At 44.5% G+C, this 24,558-nt stretch carries 24 protein-coding genes; 9 read left to right on the forward strand and 15 right to left on the reverse strand.

Features of this window, described 5'->3' with window-relative positions; all coding sequences use genetic code 11:
• From QSH61_RS10625 to QSH61_RS10635, 3 genes are all read left to right on the forward strand, one after another.
• Positions 1 to 939 carry a LysR family transcriptional regulator gene (locus QSH61_RS10625; RefSeq protein ID WP_010604992.1) on the forward strand — a complete coding sequence of 313 codons (939 nt, stop codon included), beginning with the start codon at positions 1 to 3 and terminating at the stop codon, positions 937 to 939.
• A 99-nt stretch (positions 940 to 1,038) separates the two neighbouring features.
• Complete coding sequence (locus tag QSH61_RS10630; protein ID WP_206470956.1) at positions 1,039 to 1,413, forward strand: hypothetical protein; 375 nt, start codon at positions 1,039 to 1,041, stop codon at positions 1,411 to 1,413.
• Positions 1,414 to 1,532: 119 nt separating this feature from the next.
• Positions 1,533 to 2,141, forward strand: a complete 609-nt coding sequence (locus tag QSH61_RS10635) for a MarC family protein (RefSeq protein WP_017219127.1) — start codon at positions 1,533 to 1,535, stop codon at positions 2,139 to 2,141.
• A 54-nt stretch (positions 2,142 to 2,195) separates the two neighbouring features.
• Here QSH61_RS10635 and mltG read toward each other — a convergent pair whose 3' ends face one another.
• The 9 genes from mltG to yceD form a co-directional block, all read right to left on the reverse strand.
• Entirely contained in the window at positions 2,196 to 3,167 is a 972-nt protein-coding gene (mltG, locus tag QSH61_RS10640) for an endolytic transglycosylase MltG (RefSeq protein WP_174168734.1), read from the reverse strand.
• 5 nt (positions 3,168 to 3,172) lie between these two features.
• On the reverse strand, positions 3,173 to 4,012 hold the full coding sequence (pabC, locus tag QSH61_RS10645; RefSeq protein WP_206470957.1) for an aminodeoxychorismate lyase: 840 nt from the start codon (positions 4,010 to 4,012) through the stop codon (positions 3,173 to 3,175).
• 33 nt (positions 4,013 to 4,045) lie between these two features.
• Entirely contained in the window at positions 4,046 to 5,284 is a 1,239-nt protein-coding gene (fabF, locus tag QSH61_RS10650) for a beta-ketoacyl-ACP synthase II (protein WP_010604997.1), read from the reverse strand.
• Positions 5,285 to 5,370: 86 nt separating this feature from the next.
• On the reverse strand, positions 5,371 to 5,607 hold the full coding sequence (gene acpP / locus QSH61_RS10655) for an acyl carrier protein (RefSeq protein ID WP_010374019.1): 237 nt from the start codon (positions 5,605 to 5,607) through the stop codon (positions 5,371 to 5,373).
• A 216-nt stretch (positions 5,608 to 5,823) separates the two neighbouring features.
• Complete coding sequence (gene fabG / locus QSH61_RS10660) at positions 5,824 to 6,570, reverse strand: 3-oxoacyl-ACP reductase FabG (RefSeq protein ID WP_010604998.1); 747 nt, start codon at positions 6,568 to 6,570, stop codon at positions 5,824 to 5,826.
• Positions 6,571 to 6,583: 13 nt separating this feature from the next.
• Positions 6,584 to 7,510, reverse strand: coding sequence for an ACP S-malonyltransferase (fabD, locus tag QSH61_RS10665; RefSeq protein ID WP_010604999.1), 927 nt, complete (start codon positions 7,508 to 7,510; stop codon positions 6,584 to 6,586).
• Between the two features lie 53 nt (positions 7,511 to 7,563).
• Positions 7,564 to 8,610, reverse strand: a complete 1,047-nt coding sequence (gene plsX, locus QSH61_RS10670; RefSeq protein WP_010605000.1) for a phosphate acyltransferase PlsX — start codon at positions 8,608 to 8,610, stop codon at positions 7,564 to 7,566.
• Positions 8,611 to 8,621: 11 nt separating this feature from the next.
• Positions 8,622 to 8,792 (reverse strand): 50S ribosomal protein L32, encoded by a 171-nt coding sequence (gene rpmF / locus QSH61_RS10675; RefSeq protein WP_010374010.1) that lies wholly within the window; start codon positions 8,790 to 8,792, stop codon positions 8,622 to 8,624.
• Between the two features lie 10 nt (positions 8,793 to 8,802).
• Positions 8,803 to 9,327, reverse strand: a complete 525-nt coding sequence (yceD, locus tag QSH61_RS10680; protein WP_010374009.1) for a 23S rRNA accumulation protein YceD — start codon at positions 9,325 to 9,327, stop codon at positions 8,803 to 8,805.
• A 119-nt stretch (positions 9,328 to 9,446) separates the two neighbouring features.
• On the opposite strand from yceD, the gene QSH61_RS10685 reads away from it, so the two are divergent.
• Positions 9,447 to 10,049 carry a Maf family protein gene (locus QSH61_RS10685; RefSeq protein WP_174168733.1) on the forward strand — a complete coding sequence of 201 codons (603 nt, stop codon included), beginning with the start codon at positions 9,447 to 9,449 and terminating at the stop codon, positions 10,047 to 10,049.
• On the opposite strand, the gene QSH61_RS10690 is transcribed toward QSH61_RS10685, so the two are convergent.
• Together QSH61_RS10690 and rluC are read right to left on the reverse strand one after the other, a co-directional pair.
• Positions 10,035 to 10,679 carry an HAD family hydrolase gene (locus QSH61_RS10690; protein WP_174168732.1) on the reverse strand — a complete coding sequence of 215 codons (645 nt, stop codon included), beginning with the start codon at positions 10,677 to 10,679 and terminating at the stop codon, positions 10,035 to 10,037. The two genes, QSH61_RS10685 and QSH61_RS10690, sit on opposite strands and share 15 nt — an antisense overlap.
• A gap of 1 nt (position 10,680) precedes the next feature.
• Positions 10,681 to 11,631 (reverse strand): 23S rRNA pseudouridine(955/2504/2580) synthase RluC, encoded by a 951-nt coding sequence (gene rluC / locus QSH61_RS10695; protein WP_010374006.1) that lies wholly within the window; start codon positions 11,629 to 11,631, stop codon positions 10,681 to 10,683.
• A gap of 611 nt (positions 11,632 to 12,242) precedes the next feature.
• Here rluC and rne point away from each other — a divergent pair.
• Positions 12,243 to 15,644, forward strand: coding sequence for a ribonuclease E (rne, locus tag QSH61_RS10700; protein ID WP_206470958.1), 3,402 nt, complete (start codon positions 12,243 to 12,245; stop codon positions 15,642 to 15,644).
• A gap of 148 nt (positions 15,645 to 15,792) precedes the next feature.
• A complete protein-coding gene (locus QSH61_RS10705) occupies positions 15,793 to 17,451 on the forward strand; it encodes a SulP family inorganic anion transporter (protein ID WP_010605005.1) in 1,659 nt (552 codons plus the stop codon).
• Here QSH61_RS10705 and QSH61_RS10710 read toward each other — a convergent pair.
• Positions 17,438 to 18,313 carry a LysR substrate-binding domain-containing protein gene (locus QSH61_RS10710; RefSeq protein WP_102056963.1) on the reverse strand — a complete coding sequence of 292 codons (876 nt, stop codon included), beginning with the start codon at positions 18,311 to 18,313 and terminating at the stop codon, positions 17,438 to 17,440. The two genes, QSH61_RS10705 and QSH61_RS10710, sit on opposite strands and share 14 nt — an antisense overlap.
• A 95-nt stretch (positions 18,314 to 18,408) precedes the next feature.
• Here QSH61_RS10710 and QSH61_RS10715 point away from each other — a divergent pair, with 95 nt between their 5' ends.
• Both QSH61_RS10715 and fghA read left to right on the forward strand, forming a co-directional pair.
• The gene (locus QSH61_RS10715; protein WP_069022378.1) at positions 18,409 to 19,530 is read left to right on the forward strand and encodes an S-(hydroxymethyl)glutathione dehydrogenase/class III alcohol dehydrogenase; all 1,122 of its coding nucleotides are present in this window, start codon (positions 18,409 to 18,411) and stop codon (positions 19,528 to 19,530) included.
• A 56-nt stretch (positions 19,531 to 19,586) separates the two neighbouring features.
• The gene (fghA, locus tag QSH61_RS10720; RefSeq protein WP_174168730.1) at positions 19,587 to 20,429 is read left to right on the forward strand and encodes an S-formylglutathione hydrolase; all 843 of its coding nucleotides are present in this window, start codon (positions 19,587 to 19,589) and stop codon (positions 20,427 to 20,429) included.
• 99 nt (positions 20,430 to 20,528) lie between these two features.
• On the opposite strand, the gene QSH61_RS10725 is transcribed toward fghA, so the two are convergent.
• On the reverse strand, positions 20,529 to 22,427 hold the full coding sequence (locus QSH61_RS10725) for a beta-ketoacyl synthase (RefSeq protein WP_206470959.1): 1,899 nt from the start codon (positions 22,425 to 22,427) through the stop codon (positions 20,529 to 20,531).
• Between the two features lie 117 nt (positions 22,428 to 22,544).
• Here QSH61_RS10725 and QSH61_RS10730 point away from each other — a divergent pair, with 117 nt between their 5' ends.
• Positions 22,545 to 23,537 carry a GlxA family transcriptional regulator gene (locus QSH61_RS10730; RefSeq protein ID WP_010605009.1) on the forward strand — a complete coding sequence of 331 codons (993 nt, stop codon included), beginning with the start codon at positions 22,545 to 22,547 and terminating at the stop codon, positions 23,535 to 23,537.
• A 30-nt stretch (positions 23,538 to 23,567) separates the two neighbouring features.
• On the opposite strand, the gene QSH61_RS10735 is transcribed toward QSH61_RS10730, so the two are convergent.
• Together QSH61_RS10735 and QSH61_RS10740 are read right to left on the reverse strand one after the other, a co-directional pair.
• Entirely contained in the window at positions 23,568 to 24,044 is a 477-nt protein-coding gene (locus QSH61_RS10735; RefSeq protein ID WP_010605010.1) for a hypothetical protein, read from the reverse strand.
• The gene (locus QSH61_RS10740) at positions 24,041 to 24,475 is read right to left on the reverse strand and encodes a hypothetical protein (protein ID WP_010605011.1); all 435 of its coding nucleotides are present in this window, start codon (positions 24,473 to 24,475) and stop codon (positions 24,041 to 24,043) included. Before QSH61_RS10740 ends, QSH61_RS10735 begins: the two co-directional genes overlap by 4 nt.
• Positions 24,476 to 24,558 lie beyond the last annotated feature (83 nt).

The raw sequence follows: 24,558 nt of genomic DNA on the forward strand, positions 1-24,558 counted from the left end.
GTGAACATTAGTAAAATTGACCTTAACCTGCTGGTTTACCTCGATACCTTACTTCGAGAATGCAATGTAACACGTGCCGCAAATCAATTAAGTATTACCCAACCGGCAATGAGTAACGGTCTTAAGCGTCTCAGAAACCTCTTTAATGACCCTATTTTAGTACGTACCAGCGAAGGCATGGTGCCAACAGAGCGCGCGCTTGAGCTGCAGCCTGTGATCCGTGGCATACTCATGACTTTGGAAGAAACCTTAGCCCCTAACAGGGAGTTTGAAGCAGCGAGTAGTAATCGAGTGTTTAGGATTATGGCCAGCGACTATGCTGCAAGTACGCTTGCGCCGAAACTTCTAACTAAACTTCATGAGGAAGCCCCAGATACGACCCTTGATATTCTCACGCCGAGTGATGTTACTTTTCATGATGTAGAAAATGGCAAGGTAGACATGGCAATTAACCGCTTCGAAAATCTACCGCAATCGTTTCACCACAAACGAATTTGGAAGGATAGTTTTTGCTGTCTGGTGAAGTCCGATAACCCCGTTATTACCAACTTTACGCTTGATGCCTATTTAAAATCTCGCCATATTTGGGTAAGTAAAACCGGATTTGGTGTTGGGGTCGGAATGGATCCCGCCGATGTACAGAAACTTGGCTGGGTTGACGAGGCACTCGCACACTTTGGAAAACACAGAAACATCGCAACTTTTACACGTAATTACCACGTTGCAATTCACTTAGCAAAAGAGCAGAACTTAATCGCAACATTACCGTCAAAAGCCGCGAATATCTATCGTGATGATCCGACCTTAACAGTTTTGGAGCCGCCATTCCCTATTCCGCCGTTTGAGTTAGATATGATTTGGAGCCCGCTATTACACCGTGATGCAAGCCACATTTGGCTGAGACAAAAAATCGCTGAGGTAGCTGAAGAGCTAGCATAGCGATATAACTAAGCTTTGCTTTGGTGCGCTTTTTGAAATTGGTATCGCCAGCTAATTGAACTATCCTTTTATCTATATGCATAAAAGGTGCAATAGAGCATGGCGAAATTCTCTTATAGAGCAACGGTTGATAGTAAAGAGAAACTTATCCACGCAGCCGCATACGGGGAATGCGTGGAAGCCAATATCATCGAGATGTACAAAAATTTAGGGCTTGCACTTAAATCGAATCAGCTAAAAAGTTTAGTTATCGACGTCTCTCAATTACATATCACCTACGACTATCCAAGCGTGCTAACCGTTTTACAAAAACTCAATCAATTTGTCGATGGGATTACTCTTGCCCGAGTTATCTCCCCCTCAGACACCAAAAGTGGATTAATTGAAGCATTTGCTGACAAGCACGGCTTAACGATTAAAAACTTCGAGAACTACAACGACGCAGTGGCTTGGGTACATGCTGTGAATACATAAAATAATTAAGGAAATTCAGAATAAAGTCATGAAATTAGTGATATTATTTTCCGTTGGTCAATAGCAGATGGCCAACCATAAGTAATTTTTGAACAACCTTTATTTCATAATAGGGAACTATGGAACACTATATCTCAACGTTCATTTTTTTCTTTGCGGTCATCGACCCCATTGGCACCATTCCAGTATTTATCGCAACCACTACTGGCTTTGATATTGCGACGAAACGAAAAATAGCGGTAAAAGCTACACTGGTTGCAGCAATTGTGTTGCTGTTTTTTATTATTGCGGGCGAAATCATTTTAAACGCGATTGGTATTCCCCTACCTGCATTCGCGATTGCCGGAGGCATCGTACTATTTATCTTTGCCATGACAATGATTTTTGGCGAGGGTAAGCCAAGTGAAGAGATTAAGTTAGACAGTAAAGCATCCGATACCGCTATTTTCCCTTTAGCAATGCCTTCTATCGCAAGCCCAGGGGCAATGCTAGCAGCCGTTTTGCTTACTAAAAACAGCGAAAACAATGTATTTGAACAACTCCAAACGTCGATTATTATGCTCAGCGTATTGGCTATCGTGTTGATATTTCTACTGGTTGCGACAAAAATTCACCAATGGATTGGTGATAGTGGCGCAAGTATCGTCAGCCGAGTAATGGGACTTATTTTAGCTTCAGTTGCAGTATCTAGTGTATTGGCGGGTATTAAAGAATATTTTATGTTGTAATAGAGAGTAACGAGAGGGTTAGCCCTCTCTTTCAACGCCAGCTCTCTTGCAATGTCATTGTTTCAAAATAAATTTCTTCACCGCTTTATTGTGTTCAGTCAGTGTTTTCGAAAAGTGGTGTCCACCATCTCCTGACGCAACAAAGTACAAGTATTCGGTTGTTGCTGGATTAAGTGCCGCATGGATCGCAGCACGAGATGGCATTGCAATGGGTGTCGGTGGCAAACCATCAATCCGATAGGTGTTATATGGTGTCTTTTCACGGATATCTTCACGTTTAATATCACCATCAAAGTGCTCACCGATACCATAAATAATGGTTGGATCTGTCTGTAAACGCATGCCCTTACGCAAACGATTGATAAAAACGGAGGCAACTTTATCTCGTTCTGCGACTACACCCGTTTCTTTCTCAATAATCGAAGCCAAGATCAAGGCTTCATAAGGCGTGTTTAAAGGAAGATCTGGCATTCTATTTTGCCACTCTTCTTCAAGCACACTCTGCATTTTGGTATGGGCACGTTTAAGTAAGCGCTGTGCTGAATCATTTCCATGATAGTGGTAGGTGTCGGGGTACAACCACCCTTCAGCTGAACTTTGCGATATATTCAGTTGTGCTGTCAGCTTATCAATGTCTTGCGTTAAGTAGGGGGCGCTGAGGAGCTTGTCTTTGACTTCCCAAATGGGCATCCCTTCAATGATTGTAAAGCTAAAGTTGTGTTGCTCCCCGCGACTAATTTTGCTGATGGCATCTAGTACAGTTAGCCCTTTAAGATCGTAAAAGCCCGCTTGTAACGCGAATAACTTAGGCTCTAACTTACTATAAAGTTGATAAGGAAAGCAGTTAGATAACGCCCCGCTACGCTGCCATAGATGACATAGCTGATTGAATGTTTGCCCAGCCTTTATCTCAACTAATGGCTCAGAGATATTAAGTGGTTCAAATTTAACCTTATTTATTTGCTGAGATAACCACCATGACGCTGCTGCTATCAAAAATGCGACTATGATGAACAGTTTTTTCATTTATATTATTTCCCTAAAAATCGCCTTTTCAATTCATGTAAGTCGGCGATATCGAAATGTTTATTCTCAATTCTTACTACAGGTACCAACTGCATTAAACTATTACAAATAAATACACCATCAGCCGCTTGTAACTCGTCAAAAGCAATATTTTTGACCCTAATATCGTGTTTACTTTCAAGTGCGGTTAAAAACACGCCTTTAATGCCTGAGCCACTAAGTTCTGGTGTATACAGCCTGTTGTCTTTAATCATGATGATATTTGCCGCTGACGCTTCAATCACCCTATCATTGATGTCCGTCACAATGACATCGTCACAAACCAATGTCTGAGCATCTTGTTTAATAAGTACTTGTTCTAACCGATTCAGTGTCTTTAATCCAGCGAGTAACGGCTGAATACCCAGTTTAACCCGGCTTAATGCGACTTCAATCCCACTCTGCTGCCAAGTTGTATAGTGTGAAGGAAAAGGTAATATCTGAATACTCACACTCAGCTTAGGCGTCTCAGGAGCTTGATAACCACGGCCCCCTTCCCCTCGAGTGATAAGGAGCTTTAGCACCGCTTCCCTTTTATCTTTAACTTGCTCTTGAACCAAAGACTCGATTTCGCCTAGTCGTAACTCAGGAAAGCCCAAGCGCTGCTGACATTCCACCAGTCGGTTTCTATGAAGTGGCCACAAATCAACATTTCCATCACGGACTAACGCGGTGGTAAAAAAGCCATCGCCATAGGCCAATCCTCTGTCAGTGTTAGAAAAAAGCTGTTGATTATCCACATCACTTTCCTTTTTAAGGGTATCAAAAACATAAAAAAACTCGGCAATGCCGAGCTTTTTTATCATAACCTACTTTGCTATCAAATTACTAAGGCTGATCTACACCTTTTTAAATAGCAACGAACCGTTTGTTCCACCGAAACCAAACGAGTTACACAAAGTGTACTCTAGTTTCGCATCACGGGCAGTATGAGGCACATAATCTAAATCACAGCCTTCATCTGGGTTATCCAAGTTAATGGTCGGCGTTACTTTTTGGTCTTGCAGCGCAAGAATCGAAATAATTGATTCAACTGAGCCCGCAGCACCAAGTAAGTGACCCATCATTGATTTAGACGAGCTCACCATCACATTTTTTGCCGCAGAACCAAATACCGACTTAACAGCATGCGTCTCTGCAACGTCACCCGCTGGAGTAGAAGTGCCGTGTGCGTTGATATAGCCAACCTGCTCTGCATTGATCCCTGCATCATTCAATGCATTAACCATGGCCTGTGCAGCACCTGCACCGTCTTCTGGTGGTGATGTCATGTGATATGCATCGCCACTCATACCAAAGCCAACCAGTTCAGCATAGATCTTCGCACCACGAGCTTTCGCATGCTCATATTCTTCCAGTACGATCACACCGGCTCCATCAGCTAGCACAAAACCATCACGGTCTTTATCCCAAGGGCGAGAAGCCGCTTGCGGATCATCGTTACGCGTAGAAAGCGCACGAGCCGCGCTAAAACCACCCATACCAATTGGGGTTGACGCTTTTTCAGCACCGCCTGCTACCATCGCATCCGCGTCGCCGTACGCAATCATACGTGCCGCATGACCAATATTATGAAGGCCAGTTGTACATGCAGTCACAATCGAAATATTTGGACCTCTCAAGCCATGCATGATGGACAAGTGGCCAGAGATCATATTGATAATGGTAGACGGAACGTAAAACGGAGAAAGCTTGCGTGGACCGCTATTTAATAGCTTAACGTGGTTTTCTTCAATAAGCGTCAAGCCACCGATACCAGAGCCGATGGCCACACCAACTCTAGCGGCATTCTCTTCGTTAACTTCAAGACCTGAGTCTTTTAAAGCCTGTACACCTGCAGCGATACCATACTGGATGAAAACATCCATTTTTTTAGCATCTTTAGGGGAAATGTACTCAGTGACATCAAAGTCGTTCACTAAACCAGCAAACTTAGTCCCGAAACCTTCTGTGTCAAAATGCGTGATATTGCGAATACCACTACGGCCTTCTAATAAGCCCTGCCAGGTAGATGCAACATCATTACCCAGCGGCGTCAACATACCTAAGCCAGTTACTACGACTCGACGTTTAGCCACGGTGTCCTCCAAAAAGGGATTATTATAATAATTGGGGGGTCTAGAAAGAGTTAGGGCAGCGAGTGCTGCCCTAATAGAAAAGCTAGTTACTCAGCGTGAGCAGTAACGTAGTCGATAGCTGCCTGAACAGTAGTGATTTTCTCAGCTTCTTCATCAGGGATCTCTGTATCGAACTCTTCTTCTAGCGCCATTACAAGCTCAACAGTGTCTAGAGAGTCAGCACCTAAATCATCAACGAAAGACGCTTCTGATTTAACTTCTTCTTCTTTAACACCTAGTTGTTCAACAATAATTTTCTTTACGCGTTCTTGGATGTCGCTCATTCTTCTTTCCTTTATTTAAACGCTACTGCGTTAATTTTCAGATTGCGGCGCAGTTTACGACGCATCATTCTGGGATTCAAGGATTGACCCGTACTTTTTTTTCTGGTCAAACCTGTTACAAAGCTATGGATCTTTTTATCGCCTATTTTCGTGACGATTTCAAGTACGTTGTCGACAAGATCACAAAAATTTCAATTGATTTGTGATCTTAGCGGGTTAAACCATGTACATCGCACCATTTACGTGCAAAGTTTCACCAGAAACATAAGCTGCCACATCTGATGCTAAATAAACCACAGCCGCTGCGATTTCTTCAGGCTGACCTAAACGACCTGCTGGTACATTCGCCAAAGTCGCTGCTTTTTGCTCATCAGTTAGCTCATCCGTCATGTCTGTCTGAATGAAGCCCGGTGCTACAGTATTTACCGTAATACCACGAGATGCAACCTCACGCGCCAATGATTTTGTAAAACCAATTACGCCCGCTTTTGCAGCAGCATAGTTAGCTTGACCCGCATTACCCATAGTGCCCACTACTGAACCAATGTTAATGATACGGCCATTTTTCTTCTTCATCATTGGGCGAAGTACCGCTTTTGATAAGCGGAAAATGGATGACAAGTTAGTATCGATGATGTCATCCCACTCTTGATCTTTCATGCGCATCAGCAAGTTATCGCGTGTGATACCAGCATTGTTTACCAACACATCGATATCACCTAAGTCTGCTTTGATTGCATCCAAAGTTGCTGCGATTGAGTCGGCATCTGTCACGTTTAGCGCATAACCTTTACCATTTTCGCCTAGATACTCAGAGATACGCTCTGCTCCAGACTCACTCGTTGCAGTACCCGCAACTTTTGCACCTTGTGCCACTAAGGCGTTAGCGATTGCTTTACCAATACCTCGGCTAGCACCCGTTACTAGTACTACTTTTCCTTCTAAAGAAAATAAATTACTCATAATACTCTCGTTATTATTCTGCTGCTGCAATGGCAGCTAAATCATTTACCGACACGCACGACACTGAGCGGTCGATGCGTTTGACAAGACCCGAAATCACTTTACCAGGGCCGAACTCAAAAGTTGTTGTAACACCTTCTTTTGCAACCGCTTGTACAGTTTCAGTCCATCTTACTGGACTATAAAGCTGGCGAATAAGCGCATCTTTTATTGCTGCAGCATCTTTTGCAACAGCAACGTCAACATTGTTAATCACGTCAAACTTTGGCTCTGAAAAAGCGAGTATCTCAAGATCTTTAGCTAATTTATCAGCTGCTGGTTTCATTAATGCGCAATGAGATGGAACGCTAACTGCTAGTGGTAATGCGCGTTTAGCTCCTGCTTCTTTACACGCTTCAGAGGCTCGATTTACTGCTTCAACATGACCCGCAATCACCACTTGACCTGGTGAGTTGTAGTTTACCGGCGAAACAACATCCCCCTGTGCAGATTCGGCACACACCTTAGCAATCACGTCATCATCTAAACCAATAATTGCCGCCATTGAACCCGTACCAGCAGGAACTGCTTCTTGCATGTATAAACCACGTTTTTCAACTAACTTAACGGCATCTGCAAGGGTTAATACTTCTGCACATACTAATGCAGAGTATTCGCCTAGACTATGGCCTGCTAACGTCAGTTCAGCTTCAACACCTTTCTCTTGCCACGCTCTAAAGATAGCGACACTTGCGGTCAATAATGCTGGTTGAGTACGGTGCGTTTGGTTTAATTCTTCTTCAGGACCATTTAGCACAAGTTCGGCTAAATCGTAGCCTAGTGCTTCTGACGCTTCAGCGAACGTCGCTTTAACGATGTCAGAAGATGCTAATAATTCAGATAACATGCCCACGCTTTGTGAGCCCTGCCCTGGGAAAAATAATGCGATTTTTTGTGACATATTGTGCTCTTATTTTCTCTGTTGTCGCCACGTCCTCATGTCACTTAGAAGTGTTAGGGATGCGGACCTGACGGTTGTTTTTCTGTGTCGACCTGAGCAAACACCGTTTGGATCTTTTCAGGGATCTTACGTTGTACTTCTTGCGCAGCTTCTTCAATCGCGGCTAAAAATGCCTTAGTTGTGGCATTTCCGTGACTTTTCACAACAATACCGCGCAATCCTACCAGACTTGCACCGTTATACTGGTCGGGGTTCACCCTTCTATACAATTTTTTTATAACGGGTCGAAGTAAAAAGGCCAACGCTTTATAAAAAAAGTGCTTTTTTAACGCTTTGCTAAACTTATGCATGATGAGTTTGGCAATCCCTTCACAGGTTTTCAAGGCAACGTTGCCGACAAATCCCTCACACACAATAACATCGGCTTTGCCAGAGAACATATCGCTCCCCTCACAATAGCCTTGATAATTAATAACAGATGAGGATTTCATTAATTTTGCAGCTTGCTTGATACCATCATGACCTTTGATTTCTTCAGAGCCAATGTTTAGCAAGCACACTTTAGGTGAAGGAATATTTAATGCCTCTCCAGCCACGATTGAGCCCATAATACCAAACTGATAGAGGGTCTCAGGGTCACAATGCACATTCGCACCAAGATCAAGCAGATAAACGGGCTGTTTTTTCTCTGTTGGAACGGCTGAAATTAACGCGGGACGCTTGATGCCAGGCAACATTTTTAGCACATAGTGGGCCATAAAAAAGAGCGCACCTGTATTGCCTGAACTTACACAAGCCTGCGCTTCGCCAGATTTCACCAAATCAAGCGCAATACGCATTGAAGACTGCTTTTTATTTCTAAGTGCAGAGGCAGGTTCACAACCGTTAGTGACGACTTCTTTACAGTGTTTAATTTTGAGTCTTGGATGATCCAGCATATTTGCTTTAGTCAAAGCACTTTCAATAACTTGCTGATTACCACAGAGGATTAGATTTAAATTTGGGTGCTTAAGCACAGCAGCGATGGCTGCGGGGATAGATGAACGGGGGCCGTAATCGCCCCCCATCATATCTAACGCAATGGTTAGATCAGTCAGCATAAAGTAATCTCTTACTTAGAAATTACTTTAACGCCTTTGTAGTAACCGTCAGCAGTCACGTGGTGACGACGATGAGTCTCGCCAGAAACCTGATCTACAGTTAGAGCTGGTCCACTGATCGCATCGTGTGAACGACGCATACCACGACGTGCGCGTGACTTCTTGCTTTTTTGTACCGCCATTAGCCTTCTCCTAAGAATCTTTCTTAAGTTGTTTCAAAATTTCAAATGGATTTGGTTTGCTATCTTCTGCTTCAATTTCACCAAAGCTCTTTGGCTTATCAGAATAAGAGCATAGTGCTTCATCATGCGTCGGGACTATCGGAATCGCGAGTAGCAGTTCATCTTCGACGATTTGTCTTAGATTAACTTCACCCTCTTCATCCAGTTCCAACACATCATAACGCTCGGGAAGATCATCCGACTCTGCACCTAATCCGACTGGCGAATACGCAAAGTCTTGTTCCAAATCCAACCCTAATTCATCATTACAACGCTGACATACAACAGTTAGATGGGCTCGGACTTTGCCTTGCACAACAACCAAACCTTGTTCGTCGATGTTGAAATGAATGTCTACCGCTATTTCACTATTTTGATCACGCACAACTTGCTGCAATCGAGAAAGTTCTTCAAGCATTACAACACCGTCATAAGATGCTCGACGTTGCGCTGCTCTGCATGGATCAATAGTGATGGGAATTTTCACCTTTTGCATAGGGGCTGCATCATATAGATAGTTACTGTGTTAGTCAAAGTAAAAATACACTTTCCCTTTGTTTTTCGCGTTATTGCGCATTATCCTGTTGGCAATGTTGTCACAAAGATAAAAATCTCATGAAAACGCCCCTTATTCTAGCCTCAAGTTCGCCATTTAGGCAGTCAATTTTGAAAAAATTAATGCTTCCTTTTGCATCTTTTTCACCGGATGTAGATGAGCAAACACTCGAAGGTGAATCAGCGCAGCAACTTGTTGCACGGTTGAGCGAATCAAAAGCCAAAGCAGCAATAGCAAAATATCAACAAGGTGTGGTAATTGGTTCAGACCAAGTCGCGCTGTTCAACGGTGAGATCCTAGGAAAGCCGCATAATAAAGAGAACGCGATTAAGCAACTAAGCCTATTTAGTAATAATCGCGTGACTTTTTTGACTGGTTTAACCGTTTTCGACATTGAAAGCGGCAAAACGGTCACTGAAGTAGTACCGTTCTACGTTTACTTTCGCCAACTTACCCAAGTACAGATCAGTAACTATTGTGATGCGGAAACACCTTACAACTGTGCTGGAAGCTTTAAAAGCGAAGGATTAGGGATCTGTCTGTTTGATAAACTTGAAGGAGAAGACCCCAATACCCTGATTGGCCTTCCCCTTATTCAACTCACTAAAACACTGCTCACATTTGGTATTGATGTGCTCGCTGAGCAATCAGGCCAACAATAGGTTAGACAAGTCATGATAGTTATCGCAAATATGGGCAGCCGATGTTTGCGATAACAGCTCTCTTGTTGCAACACCCATAGTGACGCCGATCGCGTCAATGCCTGCATTCTTCGCTAAATTCATATCAATTATCGTATCGCCTATCATGACAGCCTCTGTAGCTTCCACATTTAGTTCAGCCAAAATCTGAAGCAACATATCGGGATGCGGTTTAGACTCCGCCTCACATGCTGTCCGTGTCGTAACGAAAACATCACTCAACCCGCTTTCTGTCATCAGACGGTCAAGCCCGACTCGGCTTTTTCCTGTTGCAACCGCAACTTTGACTCCATTGCCATGTAATTGCTTTAAAAGTGTTTCAGCGCCTTCAAATAGAGGCGCTGGAGTTTTATCTTGATGTTTATAGATATACTTATAAGCCGCTATTAAAGACGCTAATTTGTCTTCATGATTTGGAAAAAGTGTCAGTATCGCTTTATCGAGAGACAGGCCGATAATACTTTTCGCCGCTTCGTTACTGACGGGTGCAATTCCACAAGATTCAGCAGCTTGATGAATGGTATTTATGATTTTTGGCACAGAGTCCATGACGGTGCCATCCCAGTCGAAAATTACACACTTATAACGCATGTTACTTCCTTAATTTAACTAAGCATGCTTCCAAAGCCCCATCCAATGGCGCCTCTACATGGTGTGTCGTTTCTGTTTTTGGGTGCATAAATCTGAGTTCTTTGGCATGCAAAAACAGCCTATTTAATCCCACTTCACGCATTTTGGCATCAAACACCTGATCGCCATACTTATCATCACACGCAATTGGATGTCCTTTGCATTGAGTATGCACTCGGATCTGGTGCGTTCTGCCTGTTACTGGTGACGCTTGCACTAAAGTTGCGGACTCAAAACGCTCGACGACTCTAAAACGAGTATGAGAAGGCTTGCCTTGCTCATGATCCACTCGCACCACTCGCTCACCTGACTTTAAGGTATTTTTACGTAGCGGTTCGGTGACATTTTTATGTTTGGCATCCCATTGCCCTGAAACCAGCGCAAGGTAATTCTTCTCCATGGTCTTTTCTCTTAACTGTTCATGAAGTCCTTTAAGCACAGCGCGGCGCTTTGAAATCAACAAACAACCCGATGTGTCGCGGTCCAAACGGTGCACCAACTCCAAACTTTGCTCTTGTGGGCGTAATGCTCTTAATGCTTCAATTAAGCCATAGCTTAAGCCGCTGCCACCATGTACCGCCATACCGGCTGGTTTATTTATAACTATCAGATACTTATCTTCATAAAGAATGGCATCTTCTAAGTTTGCGACTTTATCTAGATTTTTAGGCACAAACTCTGTTTTCTCCGCAACACGCACAGGTGGGATACGGATTTCATCATTGATTTGTAGTTTATATACAGGCTTCACCCGCTTTTTGTTTACGCGCACTTCCCCTTTACGAAGAATTTTATATACGGCGCTTTTTGGCACCCCTTTCAAATGCGTAACTAAAAAGTTATCGATCCTTTGACCTTCTTGGTCTTCAGTCACGGTAACGAAGCTAACTTGTAATGCGGGTTTCTCTGACATTGCCTAATCACTGATTTGAGTAATAATTTAGTTGCTATCTCGACATTATTAGTGGGATAATCAGGCCGCAAATTTTTGCGAGGTGCTTTTTATCGCAAAAACAATATCGTGATGCACATCTTGGATGGCAGATCATACAGATTAGAGCTAATATTTCCAAAGCTTTTATCATGCATCTAAGATAAACACGTGCGAACAGTCAATGCGAAGCGCGTAATATTTCGTTTAATGACTGGACACGACGAATAAACCAAAAAGCAAGAAATTAAAATTTGTCTGATACGTTTACCACAGTTGCAGTAATACCCGTGCATAGCAGGCCGCAACTCGTGAATAATCACAAAGCAATAAAGTCAAAAGATGGTGATAACCAAGCTTGGTAAACCAAGCTCAACTTACCCCGTGCAAGACGACTTTGTGAAACGAATAAACGTGCAAAAAGCGAACGATGGATCAGTGATTTTACCCTGATTTAAAGCGGAAACTGTGAATATGTTCCCTTTCCCCCAGTCGTGAGACTGCATCATTTAATAGGAACATCCAAGGTGTAACACGCTGTCGCTGGCAAGACGTATCAGGCGCTGTGAATAAATTAAGTAGAGAATTACAATATGAAACGTATGCTGATCAATGCAACGCAGCAAGAAGAAATGCGCGTGGCACTGGTTGACGGCCAGCGTCTATACGATCTAGATATAGAAAGCCCTGGTCACGAACAGAAAAAAGCCAATATCTATAAGGGTAAAATTACCCGTATCGAACCATCCCTAGAAGCCGCATTTGTTGATTATGGCGCTGAGCGTCACGGATTCCTTCCTTTAAAAGAAATCGCTAAAACGTATTTCCCAGATGGCTACACATTCAATGGTCGTCCTAACATCAAAGACGTGATCAAAGAAGGTCAAGAAGTCATCGTTCAGGTTGATAAAGAAGAACGTGGTCAAAAAGGTGCGGCACTTACAACGTTTATCAGCGTCGCTGGTAGCTACTTGGTATTAATGCCAAATAACCCAAGAGCTGGCGGTATTTCACGTCGTATCGAAGGTGATGAGCGCATTGAGCTTAAAGAAGCATTGAGTCGCTTAAACGTACCTAAAGGTATGGGTCTTATCGTACGCACCGCGGGCGTAGGTAAATCTTTCGAAGAACTAGAGTACGACCTTAAGGCGCTACTTGTTCATTGGGACGCAATCCAAAACGCAGCAAATAGCGGTAAAGCACCTTTCTTAATACACCAAGAAAGTAACGTGATCTTCCGTGCTATTCGCGATTATTTACGTCGTGATATCGGTGAGATCCTAATTGATAAACCGCGTGTTTTTGAAGAAGCGAAAGCGCATATCGAGCGTTTCCGTCCAGATTTCATCAATCGTGTTAAGCTTTATCAAAACGATGTGCCGTTATTCACGCATTATCAAATTGAGAGTCAGATTGAGTCAGCTTTCCAGCGTGAAGTGCGTTTGCCTTCAGGTGGTTCTATCGTTATTGATCCAACAGAAGCACTCACTTCTATCGATATCAACTCGTCAAAAGCGACGAAAGGTGGCGATATCGAAGAGACTGCGCTGAATACTAACCTAGAAGCGGCTGACGAGATTGCACGCCAGTTACGTTTACGTGATTTAGGTGGATTAATCGTTATCGACTTTATCGATATGACTCCGCCTCGCCATCAACGTGAAGTAGAAAACCGCTTGAAAGAAGCCGTTCGTACTGACCGTGCTCGCGTGCAAATCGGTAAGATTTCTCGTTTCGGCTTATTAGAAATGTCGCGTCAACGTTTGCGTCCGTCTTTAGGTGAAGCGAGCCAACATACGTGTCCACGCTGTGACGGCCAAGGCACCATTCGCTCAAACGAATCCATTGCTTTGTCTATCTTGCGTCTAATCGAAGAAGAAGCGATCAAAGATAATACCGCTCAGGTCAACGCCCAAGTGCCTGTCGCTGTTGGTGCTTATCTATTAAATGAAAAGCGTCGTTCTGTGCAACGCATCGAAAAGCGCCACGAGTGCCACGTTGTTATCATCCCTAATCAACACCTAGAAACACCTCACTATGAAGTGGTTAGGTTGCGTAAAGATGAAACAACAGAAGCTGCAAGCTATGAGCAGATCACCGCGCCAGAGCCTGAAGTCGTTGAAATTGCTCGAGCTCAAGCGATTGTGAAAGAGGAGCCTGTGTTAAAAGGTGTCGTTATGCCTGATGCACCGGCGCCTGCGCCAGCCCCTACTCCAGCTCAAACAGCAAAACCACAAACGCGTAAGCCACAAGCACAACCTGCTCAAAACGGCACCAGCCTGTTTGCAAAGATTGGTCAATGGTTCAAGAGCCTATTTGCTAGTGACAGCGATAACCAAGAAGAAAACAAGCCTTCTGAAGAAAAATCATCACGCGATAACAACCGTGATAATCGCCGTCGCAATAATAACAATCGTCGTCGTAACAATAACCGCCGTCGTAACGATCAACAAAAAGACACAACGGTTGAATCGAAAGACGAAAACAACAGTAACGAGCAACGTGGTGATAACCGCAAACGCCGTCGTCCAAATAACAGAAAGCGCCAAGATCAGGACAAAGCAAACCGTCCAGCTAAGGAGCCTGTAAACGATAACGTTGAAACGGTTGAGGCTAAAGACGCGCCAGTTAAAGAAGCGACAGTAAAACCACGCAGACAAAGACGTAATCTTCGCAAGAAGGTACGTGTGGAAGAAACCAATGCGCAGGATACTAACACGTCAGAGCAAGTTAGCACTGAAGAAGTGAAAGTAGAAGCAAAGCCGCTTGAACAACCAGCGAAAACGGCAGCTGAGTCTAAAGCTGAACAAAAGCCAAGGCAAAGAAAAGCGAAACCCGTCGCTGACAAATCAGAACAAGAGTCTGCAACTAACGAACATGTAGCAGCACCTTCTGAACAAGCTGACGTACACGCTCAAGCAAAGCAGCAAGAAACTGCTAACACTGAGCGCCACGAACAAAACGATGTTACCGAGGTGGTATCTACCGAACTTTCAGAATCGCAAAATGATGACGAAAATAAAGAAGGCCGCACTCGCTCTAGACGTTCTCCGCGTCATCTGAGAGCGGCAGGTCAACGTCGCCGTCGTCAGGATACGCCTGAAAAAGGTCAAGCTGCTGCATTTGTGCCCGTTGCAGATCAAGCAGCTGCAGAATACGAAGCAGAGCTAAAAGCAAAATCTTCTTCTGACATTGACGTTCAAGAAGGTGTACAGCAAGAAGCAAATACAGTTGAGACTCAATTGTCACCTGAAGCGGTAACTGAAGATAATGCGCCAGCGGCAGAAGTGACAGTTTCTGAGACACACACTGATGCAGAGCAGCATGTCGAAACTAAGCCAGCCGAAGCACAGGTTGACGAAAATGCAGCGCAAGAAGCGGAGCCTGTAAAAGAAGTTGAGGCAAGTACTGCTGAAGCACCATTGCAACAAGCTGCACAGCCCGAAACATCCGCAAGCGCTGACGAAGTAGTCGCAGAAGCAGTAGAAGCTATGCCGCCAGAAGCAGCAAAAGAGGTGAAAGCTGAGCCAATCGCTGACACAGTAGAGGCTGAACAAGTTGAATCGACAGAGGAAAAAGTTGAGGCTGAAACTGCAGTTGTAGAAGAAACTCAGGCTTCTGACACTGAGGCAACACCTGAAGTTCAGGAGCCAGCAGCCGAGGCACCGGCAACAGAAGCGGTTGTGGAAACAACAGCTGCTGAAACAGTTACTGAATCTTCAACTGAAGATACAGCAGTCGCTGAAACAGTTGAAGCACCTACTCAACAAGTAGTAAACGGCAATTCAGTACAAAGCCGTATACGCTTCAATCAAACGGCTGCCGCGCCAATGACAAAGGCACAAAGTGTGATTGAGGATGTCGTGGTAGAAACACCATCTGCGATGCCACATGAACAGCGTCAGACTGTGGCGAATAGCGGATTAGGTGTTGGCTCTAAGTCACCAACAGGCAGAGCAAGCGCCGACATGGCCTCTCCTGCTCAGGTTGACTAAGCAGTAATTGAAAAGCCAGTCTTTTTAGACTGGCTTTTTTGTGTCCGAATTTTACTGAGCAGACAAATGGTAATACCAGTCCTTCGTAGCACTCCGTGTTATTTATCAGTAGAATGCCGTCAATTCTTTGATCGTTAAAGTCAAAAGTATGATCACACTTAAGAGATTTAAAAACGCCTCTTTAAAAGGTGACCTATTCGGTGGTGTAACCACTGCAATTATTTCTTTACCACTCGCACTCGCTTTTGGTGTTGCTTCTGGTGCTGGCGCAGAAGCTGGGATGTGGGGCGCAATTTTAGTTGGCTTATTTGCCGCGCTGTTCGGTGGTTCAACCTCCCTCATTTCTGAACCAACCGGCCCAATGACTGTTATCATGACAGCAGTACTCACCGCCATGATGAGCAAGTACCCCGAAAATGGTCTTGCGATGGGCTTTACTGTTGTCATGATGGCAGGTGCTTTTCAGGTTTTACTCGGTACGCTCAAGTTAGGTAAATACGTTACCTTGATGCCTTACAGCGTCATCTCCGGATTTATGTCTGGTATTGGTGTTATCCTCATTATTTTGCAGCTTGCTCCTTTACTTGGACACCAAGCGCCTGCAGGTGGTGTTGTTGGCACTTTGTCTAATTTGCCCAGCCTGCTAATGGATTTACACTTTTCTGAGTTGTTCCTCGGGGTGATCACACTTGCAATCTTATTCAAAATGCCAAGTAAGTGGCGCCAGTACGTCCCCGCTCAACTGGTCGCACTCGTCGCCGTTACACTGCTTTCAATTATTATTTTTGATACCGATAGTATTCGCCGCATCGGAGAAATTCCAAGTGGCTTGCCAAGTATTGTGTTGCCAGTATTATCACCAGAGCTATTCGTTGAAATGCTTATCGACGCATTGGTACTGGGCACTTTGGGCTGTATAGATACGTTACTAACAGCAGTAATAGCCGACAGTTTAACGCGAACCGAACATGATTCTGATAAGGAGCTCAGAGGCCAAGGTATTGCCAATATGATAGCTGGCCTTTTTGGTGCATTGCCAGGTGCTGGTGCAACGATGGGAACTGTGGTCAATATTCAAGTGGGCGCTCGCTCGCCCATTGCTGGCATATTCAGGGCACTAATTTTGATGGCCGTAGTCTTTATCGCGGGCAGCCTGACCGAGCCAATCCCAATGGCGGTGCTTGCTGGTATTGCAGTGTATGTTGGTTTTAATATTCTGGATTGGAGTTTTATCCAGCGTGCTCATAAGCTTAGTGTCAGTCAAATGGCGATTATGTATGGCGTAATGCTACTTACCGTTTTTGTTGACCTGATTGTTGCCGTGGGCCTTGGCGTATTTATCTCTAATGTGATGATCATAGAGAGATTAAGCCGAGTGCAAGCTAATCATGTTAAAGCAATTAGCGACAGTGATAGCGACGAAGATGTGCCACTAACAAAAAAGGAAAGCGAGCTGTTAGATAAAGCCAACGGTAAACTATTATTCTTTTATCTTTCCGGGCCAATGATTTTTAGCGTCTCAAAAGCAATCGCAAGACAACACCGCAAGATTAGTGAATACAAAGCCATGGTATTAGATTTAAGCGACGTAGCTATGATTGATGTCACCGTGGGCTTAGCCATTGAAAATGCGATTACAGATGCGCTTGATGCTGACTGTAGCGTGTTTATCTATTCACCGAATTTGGAGACCACCGATAAGCTCAAGCGCTTAAACATTCATGACCGTCTAGGCGACCGTGCATTTTGTGATAGTCGCGAGATAGCGCTCAGTCAAGCCATTGATACTATGGCTAAAACTTATTAAAGTGCGCACTTAAGTGATCCAGTAATAACCGTAAGCTGGTCGCGACAAATTGTCTGGGTGGATACAGCGCCCAGACCCCCTCTTCTTCAGGTCTAAAGTTGGTTAGTACCTCTGTTAACTCACCACTCTCTAGCGACTCTTGCACGTAATAATGTGGTAACTGTACCAAACCTAAGCCTTGCTTTGCTGCTTCCAAGAGCCCCCAACCACTGTTGCAACGCAGTGGCCCCGCCACTTTAATTTGTCGCGTTTTACCGTGCTCAACAAAGCGCCATTCGCTGCTATTGCCAATCAAACATTTATGATTGCCAAGCTCAGCGAGCGTATGCGGTTGGCCAAATTGATTTAAATAGATATTCGCGCCACACACCATGGTTTTACGTGTGGTTAGCCGTTTGGCGCGCAGTGATGAATCCTGTAACTTACCGAGTCGAATTGCCAAGTCAAAGCCCTTATCGAGCAAGTCGACTTGATTGTTCGTCAAATGCATTTCAACCTCAACTTTTGGATACAAACGCATAAAGTCAACCACGGCAGGCATGACATAAGATTCGCCGTACATTACCGGTGCGGTAAGCTTAAGTTTGCCTGTTGGCTGTCTATCACGTTGACGGATTGCAGCAGTGGCGTCATCTAATCCATGCTGCAAATGCTTTGCGTGAGATAAAAACACTTCACCTTCCTGAGTCAGCGCTAATTTTCGGGTAGTGCGCGTCAAAAGTTGTATGTTGAGCCGCTCCTCTAACATTTTCACACGGCGACTAATTTGCGCAACCGAAGTATTTAACTGAGTTGCAGCCCCACTAAATGAGCCATTACTCGCGACCGCTACAAACTCATCAATGCCAATCCATCTATCCATTATTACATATACGTAAAAGTCTTTATGATTTTTATAGATTATCAAAAATCATAATGTAGTTATACTGATATCAACTTTTAAGAAAGGAACAAACCATGTCTGAATTTATTAAATCTAAAGCAGCAATCGCTTGGGGCCCAGGTCAACCGCTTAGTATTGAAGAAGTTGATGTTATGCCACCGAAAAAAGGCGAAGTCTTAGTTAAAATCACCGCAACAGGCGTATGTCATACCGATGCTTTCACTTTGTCTGGCGACGATCCTGAAGGCGTATTCCCAGCAATCTTAGGTCATGAAGGTGCAGGTATTGTTGAAGCGATTGGTGAAGGCGTTACTAGCGTTGCCGTTGGCGACCATGTGATCCCATTGTACACACCGGAATGTGGCGAATGTAAGTTCTGTAAGTCTGGTAAAACGAACCTTTGTCAGCAGATCCGTGAAACCCAAGGTAAAGGCTTGATGCCTGATGGCACAACCCGCTTTTATAAAGACGGCCAACCAATTTATCACTACATGGGCACGTCAACGTTCTCTGAGTACACTGTGCTGCCAGAAATCTCTTTGGCTAAAGTAAACAAAGCAGCGCCTCTTGAGGAGATCTGTTTGCTTGGCTGTGGTGTCACCACAGGAATGGGCGCAGTAATGAATACCGCTAAAGTGCAAAAAGGCGATACCGTCGCCATTTTCGGCCTAGGTGGTATCGGCTTGTCCGCTATCATTGGCGCGGCAATGGCTGGCGCGAGTCGGATCATCGGTATCGACATCAATGAAGATAAGTTTGAGCTGGCGACAAAGCTTGGGGCAACCGATCTTATCAACCCGAAAAACTTCGACAAACCTATCCAAGAAGTGATCGTTGAAATGACCGATGGCGGTGTGGATTTCTCGTTCGAATGTATCGGTAACGTAGATGTTATGAGAAGTGCCCTTGAGTGCTGTCACAAAGGTTGGGGTGAGTCTGTCATCATCGGTGTTGCAGGCGCTGGACAAGAGATTTCAACACGCCCATTCCAATTGGTTACCGGTCGCGTATGGCGCGGCAGTGCTTTTGGTGGCGTAAAAGGTCGCTCAGAGCTTCCTGAGATTGTTGAACGCTATATGGCTGGTGAATTCAAACTCAATGACTTTATCACTCATACCATGAAGCTCGAAGATATTAATGAAGCCTTTGATTTAATGCATGAAGGCAAGAGTATCCGCTCAGTGATCCATTACTAGTACCCGCTCAAGGACGCACAGGTTGCGTCCTATTTCGCTTAATTAAGGAGCACTTGATGGAACTGATTTCCAGCAACAAAGTATCCGGCGGTTGGCATAAGCGCTACACACATACCAGCCAGTCGACACAGTGTGAAATGACCTTCGCCATTTTTTTACCTGAAATTGTCAACGAGGGACAACAAGCCCCGGTTTTATATTGGCTCTCAGGGTTAACCTGCAGCGATGAAAACTTCATGCAAAAAGCAGGCGCGTTTAAAAAAGCCAACGAGCTTGGTATCGCTATTGTCGCGCCAGATACAAGCCCGCGTGGAGAAGGCGTTGCAGATGATGAAAATGGCGCTTATGACTTTGGTCTAGGTGCGGGGTTTTACGTCAATGCGACACAGGCACCGTATAGTCAACATTATCAAATGTATGACTACGTGACCGAAGAGCTGCCCCAGTTAATCGAAGCGCACTTCCCTGTTAGTCCGCAAAAAGCCATTAGTGGTCACTCCATGGGGGGGCATGGTGCGTTAATTATTGGGCTTAGAAACCCTGATGCCTATACGAGTATCTCAGCATTTAGCCCAATCGTGAACCCAAGTAACTGCCCCTGGGGTCAAAAAGCGCTAACAGGATATTTAGGGGACGACAAACAGCGCTGGCTACAATATGACGCGACCGAATTATTGTCGCACTATGTTAGTCCAACGAAACGTCCGATACTCATTGAGCAAGGTTCAAGTGACCAGTTTTTAGACGAGCAGTTAAAGCCTTGGTTATTCGAACAAGCTGCAGAAAAAGCAGGCTACCCTATCACGCTAAACATGCATGAAGGTTACGATCATAGCTATTTCTTTATCTCGAGCTTTATTGAAAATCATCTTGAGTTTCATGCTAACTATATGAGATGAGCCTGACTGCCGCTTGCGCTTTGAGCACTAAGCTAAAAATAAAAAAGGCGTACTCCCTGTACGCCTTGCTTGCTTAACATTATTCTTTATATCAAATCATCAGATTAAATCGCCGTATGGATTCGTTGGACAAAGCTGTATACTTTGCTCGAACCCAGGAATGGCTAACTCTTGCTGGCTTAAATTTAATTCAGACTCATCAATCATGCCATTGCCAAAACGGTAAATGAGTTCGTACTGACCATAATCGGCCCCTTGCTGATATGCAATTTGCCTTTGTGTTGTAATGGCAAGTTGTTGCTCATAATTTGCAAACTCAGCTTGGCTATAGCGCTTGCTTAGTAGCTGCTTCGTGAGCTTTGGAGAAAGTACAGTTGCCGTTGCATTGTTGCCGCCAAAGCCCTTGGAGTTTATAAAGGCGATATCCATTGGCTCGCACTCATAGTGCTCGGTACGAATATCTAAATGCTCGGCGTGAACATCTTCTGCTACTGCATTGATTGTGGTGATCCCGGGCATAATATTGTATTCGAACACCCCAAGTGCCATCGCAAGCTGGTCGCCAGACGCCGGCGCGATGGTATGACCAACATAGGCTTTTGGCGCCGCCACTTTCCAACCATTAATCGCAAAGGTTTCTGCGATTTTGTGGTAGATAAGCGACTCAGTGACCCGGTTTTGTGGTGTGCTTGAGCCATGTGCCAAAATAAAGCTGCGTTTTATTAAAGCCTCTGTGCCTGCGATTTGCTGAGCCAGCGCGACCGATTTTGCCATGGTAATATAGTTACCAGGTCCTGGTGCCGTAATCGACTTTTTCACGCCGTCTGCATTGACATATACGTCAGCAACCGAGCCCATGATCTGCGCGCCAAGTTCAATTGCTAAGGCGTCATCCATCAAAATCGCCACTTGTGCCCCTTCACCAATTGTAAAGCCACAGTTTTCACCAAAAGGACGACTTGTTTTGCGATAATCTACATGCTCAGTACCATCAAGTTTACGCAAACCTTCTTCATTTGCGAGTGCGCCCATATTACCGAAGCCTTCGATGATCTCTGGTGTAATGGCACACTCAACACTGGCTACAATCGCCACTCGAGTACGGCCAGCCTGAATATCATTCACTGCAGCGCGGAGGTTATATAGAAACGTCGCACAGGCACCTGATGTCGTAAATGTTGTGCCAACGCTACCAGTAACATAAGCATTGATAAAGTCAGTGGACATGGTGTTGAGTCCTAGCGCTAACTGCTTAGTGCTTACTCGGTCGCCACGCAAACGACTACGTACTAATCCACCTAAGCCCTCATCATTCATTTGCCCTGCCACAGAGGCGGAGTAAGTGCCGATTTGGTCCGGTCGCACGCTGTTCATTACCTTGTCCCACTTAAGACCCGTTGAGCGGATAGCGTCGGTTGCAGCAAAAATCGTCGCCTGAAGACCGCGTGGTTGGTAACGGCTGTTATACATGAGTGACGGCTCAAAGCCTGTTGGTAATTGACCTGCGGCTTTAATTGGATTGTCTCTATAGCTATCGTGCTTAACTTCAATCTGGTCCGCAATGGTTACTTCAACCGTTTTTGGATCGAGCTCAATCACTTGCCAAGCTGCAGGAACAGGCTCTGGTAAGTCACGTTTACGACAACTGAATACTATCTTGCTATCATCATTTGCTTTCATTGTGAGCTTTTGCTGCCAAGGGGTCGCATCTACATCAAAATGGTTTTTTTCGATTTTACGGATCAACGTTCCCGCTAAGATCTGCTCACCAAAACGCGACTCAATCTCCATCTCTTGAACGACTTGGTCATTTTGGTCAATCAGCTGGCCATCTTCATAACGCACTAAGTTCATTAAACTCGCAAGGCCCAAATAGGTCTCTTGTCGGTCTTTAGCATTTAGCTTATCAAGTACAATACGTTTGTAGCCTTGATGGAAAGAGGTGCGCCCCGCGGCGTTAATTCCCCCCATTCCTATAATAATTGGCAATGCTGTCATGTCGTTCCTACTTCTGAACTAAGATAATGACTTGATTTTAATTGCATTCGAATTTAAGTTTTTACAAAATACGCCACATATAAATCATTTTTCGCCAAAACAAAGAGGTCGGAGCAGATGAAATCCTATACTAAGGTCGCCATTGTGCTTTACAAGCATATGCTCGTTACCAGTGTCACCTTACCGCTGGAAATGCTCAAAGCCGGACAAGCCTTTGCTAAAGTACATCTAAAAGAGGCTTATGTTCCTTTAGAAGTTCTCCTTTGCAGCAGCCAAGGCGAGGCGGTCAACGCCGATAATTACCTGACACTTGAGGCACAAAGTGACTTTAGCTCATTGCCTTTATATGACTACATTATTGTGCCAAGTATATGGCGAAATCCAAGACCTATTGTAAGACAAAACCAAGCGCTGAGTGAGTCACTTGCGGATGCATGGGGAGCAGGAAGCACACTGATAGGTGTTGGTACAGGTGTTTGCTTTTTAGCAAGTTCAGGCCTGCTTGACGGGCATTCAGCAACGACCCACTGGCATTTTGCCAAACAATTTTCTCAGCTATACCCCAATGTTGAATTAAAACCGGATTACTTTATCACTCAATCAGAGCGGATCTACACTGTAGCCAGCTTAAATGCGCTGGCTGATGTTATTGTACATATTATTGAACTACTGTACGGGATAGATGCCGCACACCATGTGCAGCAAAACTTTTCTCATGAAATTCGTAAACCATACGAAGAACAGCGCTATTTAGAAGGGGCTGTGGACCGTCATGCTGACGAGCAAATTGCCGCAATTCTATTTTGGCTGAAAAATAACGCCGCATCGGAAATCTCTTTACCCGCTGTCGCGGCGCAATTTGATTTGAGTTATCGCACCTTTAACCGCCGCTTTAAACAAGCAACAGGACAAACCGCCGTTGCCTACTTGCAACAGGTGCGTATAGAAATGTGTAAAGAGCTACTCGCGAGCAGTAACCTCTCCATTCAAGATATTGCCCTTGCTTCTGGATTTAATTCACAAGGGCAATTAAGTAGAGTATTTAGGCAATTAATGGGAAAGTCACCAAGCACATATCGGGCAATAGTAAGAAAGAAATTGTTCTCGTAGCAACTCGTAGCAAAACGAGAGTAAACTACTCTACAGTATTTGCATCACGGTTAACGTTTGCTGTTGGCCGTTGAAGAAAAACGAAATATCTTCGTCTACCGTTAACCCCTTTAGTCGCTTGCCAAGAGGCGCATCAAACGTTAACACCAACACTGGTGTTTCTTTATATTGGATTTTTAGCCCGCCTTCGCAAGGCGCAAAATAGAACCAATGACAGTTGCCCTGCTCGTCTTCAATTTCAACTAGTGCGTTATGTGCAATTGTATTGCTTACAGCTAGAGCCAACTGATTCAATATTGTTTGTTTTGCCAAATGCATGGCATCAACGCGCTCACTTTGTCCTTCTGCCAAATACCCATATTCGATACTCAACGAGTCATATTGTGTTTCAGCAGCACTTTGTTCATGGGTAGCATCAGCACGTGCACTGTTTGCCGCTTCAGTGGCTTCAATCAGCTTTTGTTCAAGTGCAAACTTGAGATATTCGATAAAAACAGATTTATTCATTGGTAGTTTACAGCTATTGGATGACTGGTAGTAACAGACTGGCCGTTAACGGTTAGCGCCAAACGTAAAATCCAACGCATAGATTTATCCGTGCAAACACCGACCATGGTTTTTGCTATCAGTGTGTTTTTGTCAAAGAACACGGGAATTCTCCCCATGTTCATATTTTCTCCCTCAAGCCATGCCGAAACGACCTCTACTTTAGTCGCACTTTTTAGCCCAATGGTAAATTCTGTTTCCGGTTGAACCTGCTCTGAGCCCAGATAAATCTGCACTTGTGGAGTCAAATCACAGGGCGTTGAAAAATTACAGACATTTCTTGTTACTGAACTTTCACTTTTTTCTGAACTTTCATGTATAATAATAGTCGGGTCTGAACAGGCCACGAGGAAAACACCTAGCAACCCGATTGTTAATTGCTTTGCAATCATGAGGGATTTACCGTCACTTCTGAATCCTGCGCAGTGTACGCAAGTTTCAGGGCAAATGCTAGGTTGCTTAAGAAGCGAACAAA

The organism is Pseudoalteromonas sp. JC3 (assembly GCF_030291895.1).
In the GTDB taxonomy this organism is placed as follows: Bacteria; Pseudomonadota; Gammaproteobacteria; order Enterobacterales; family Alteromonadaceae; genus Pseudoalteromonas.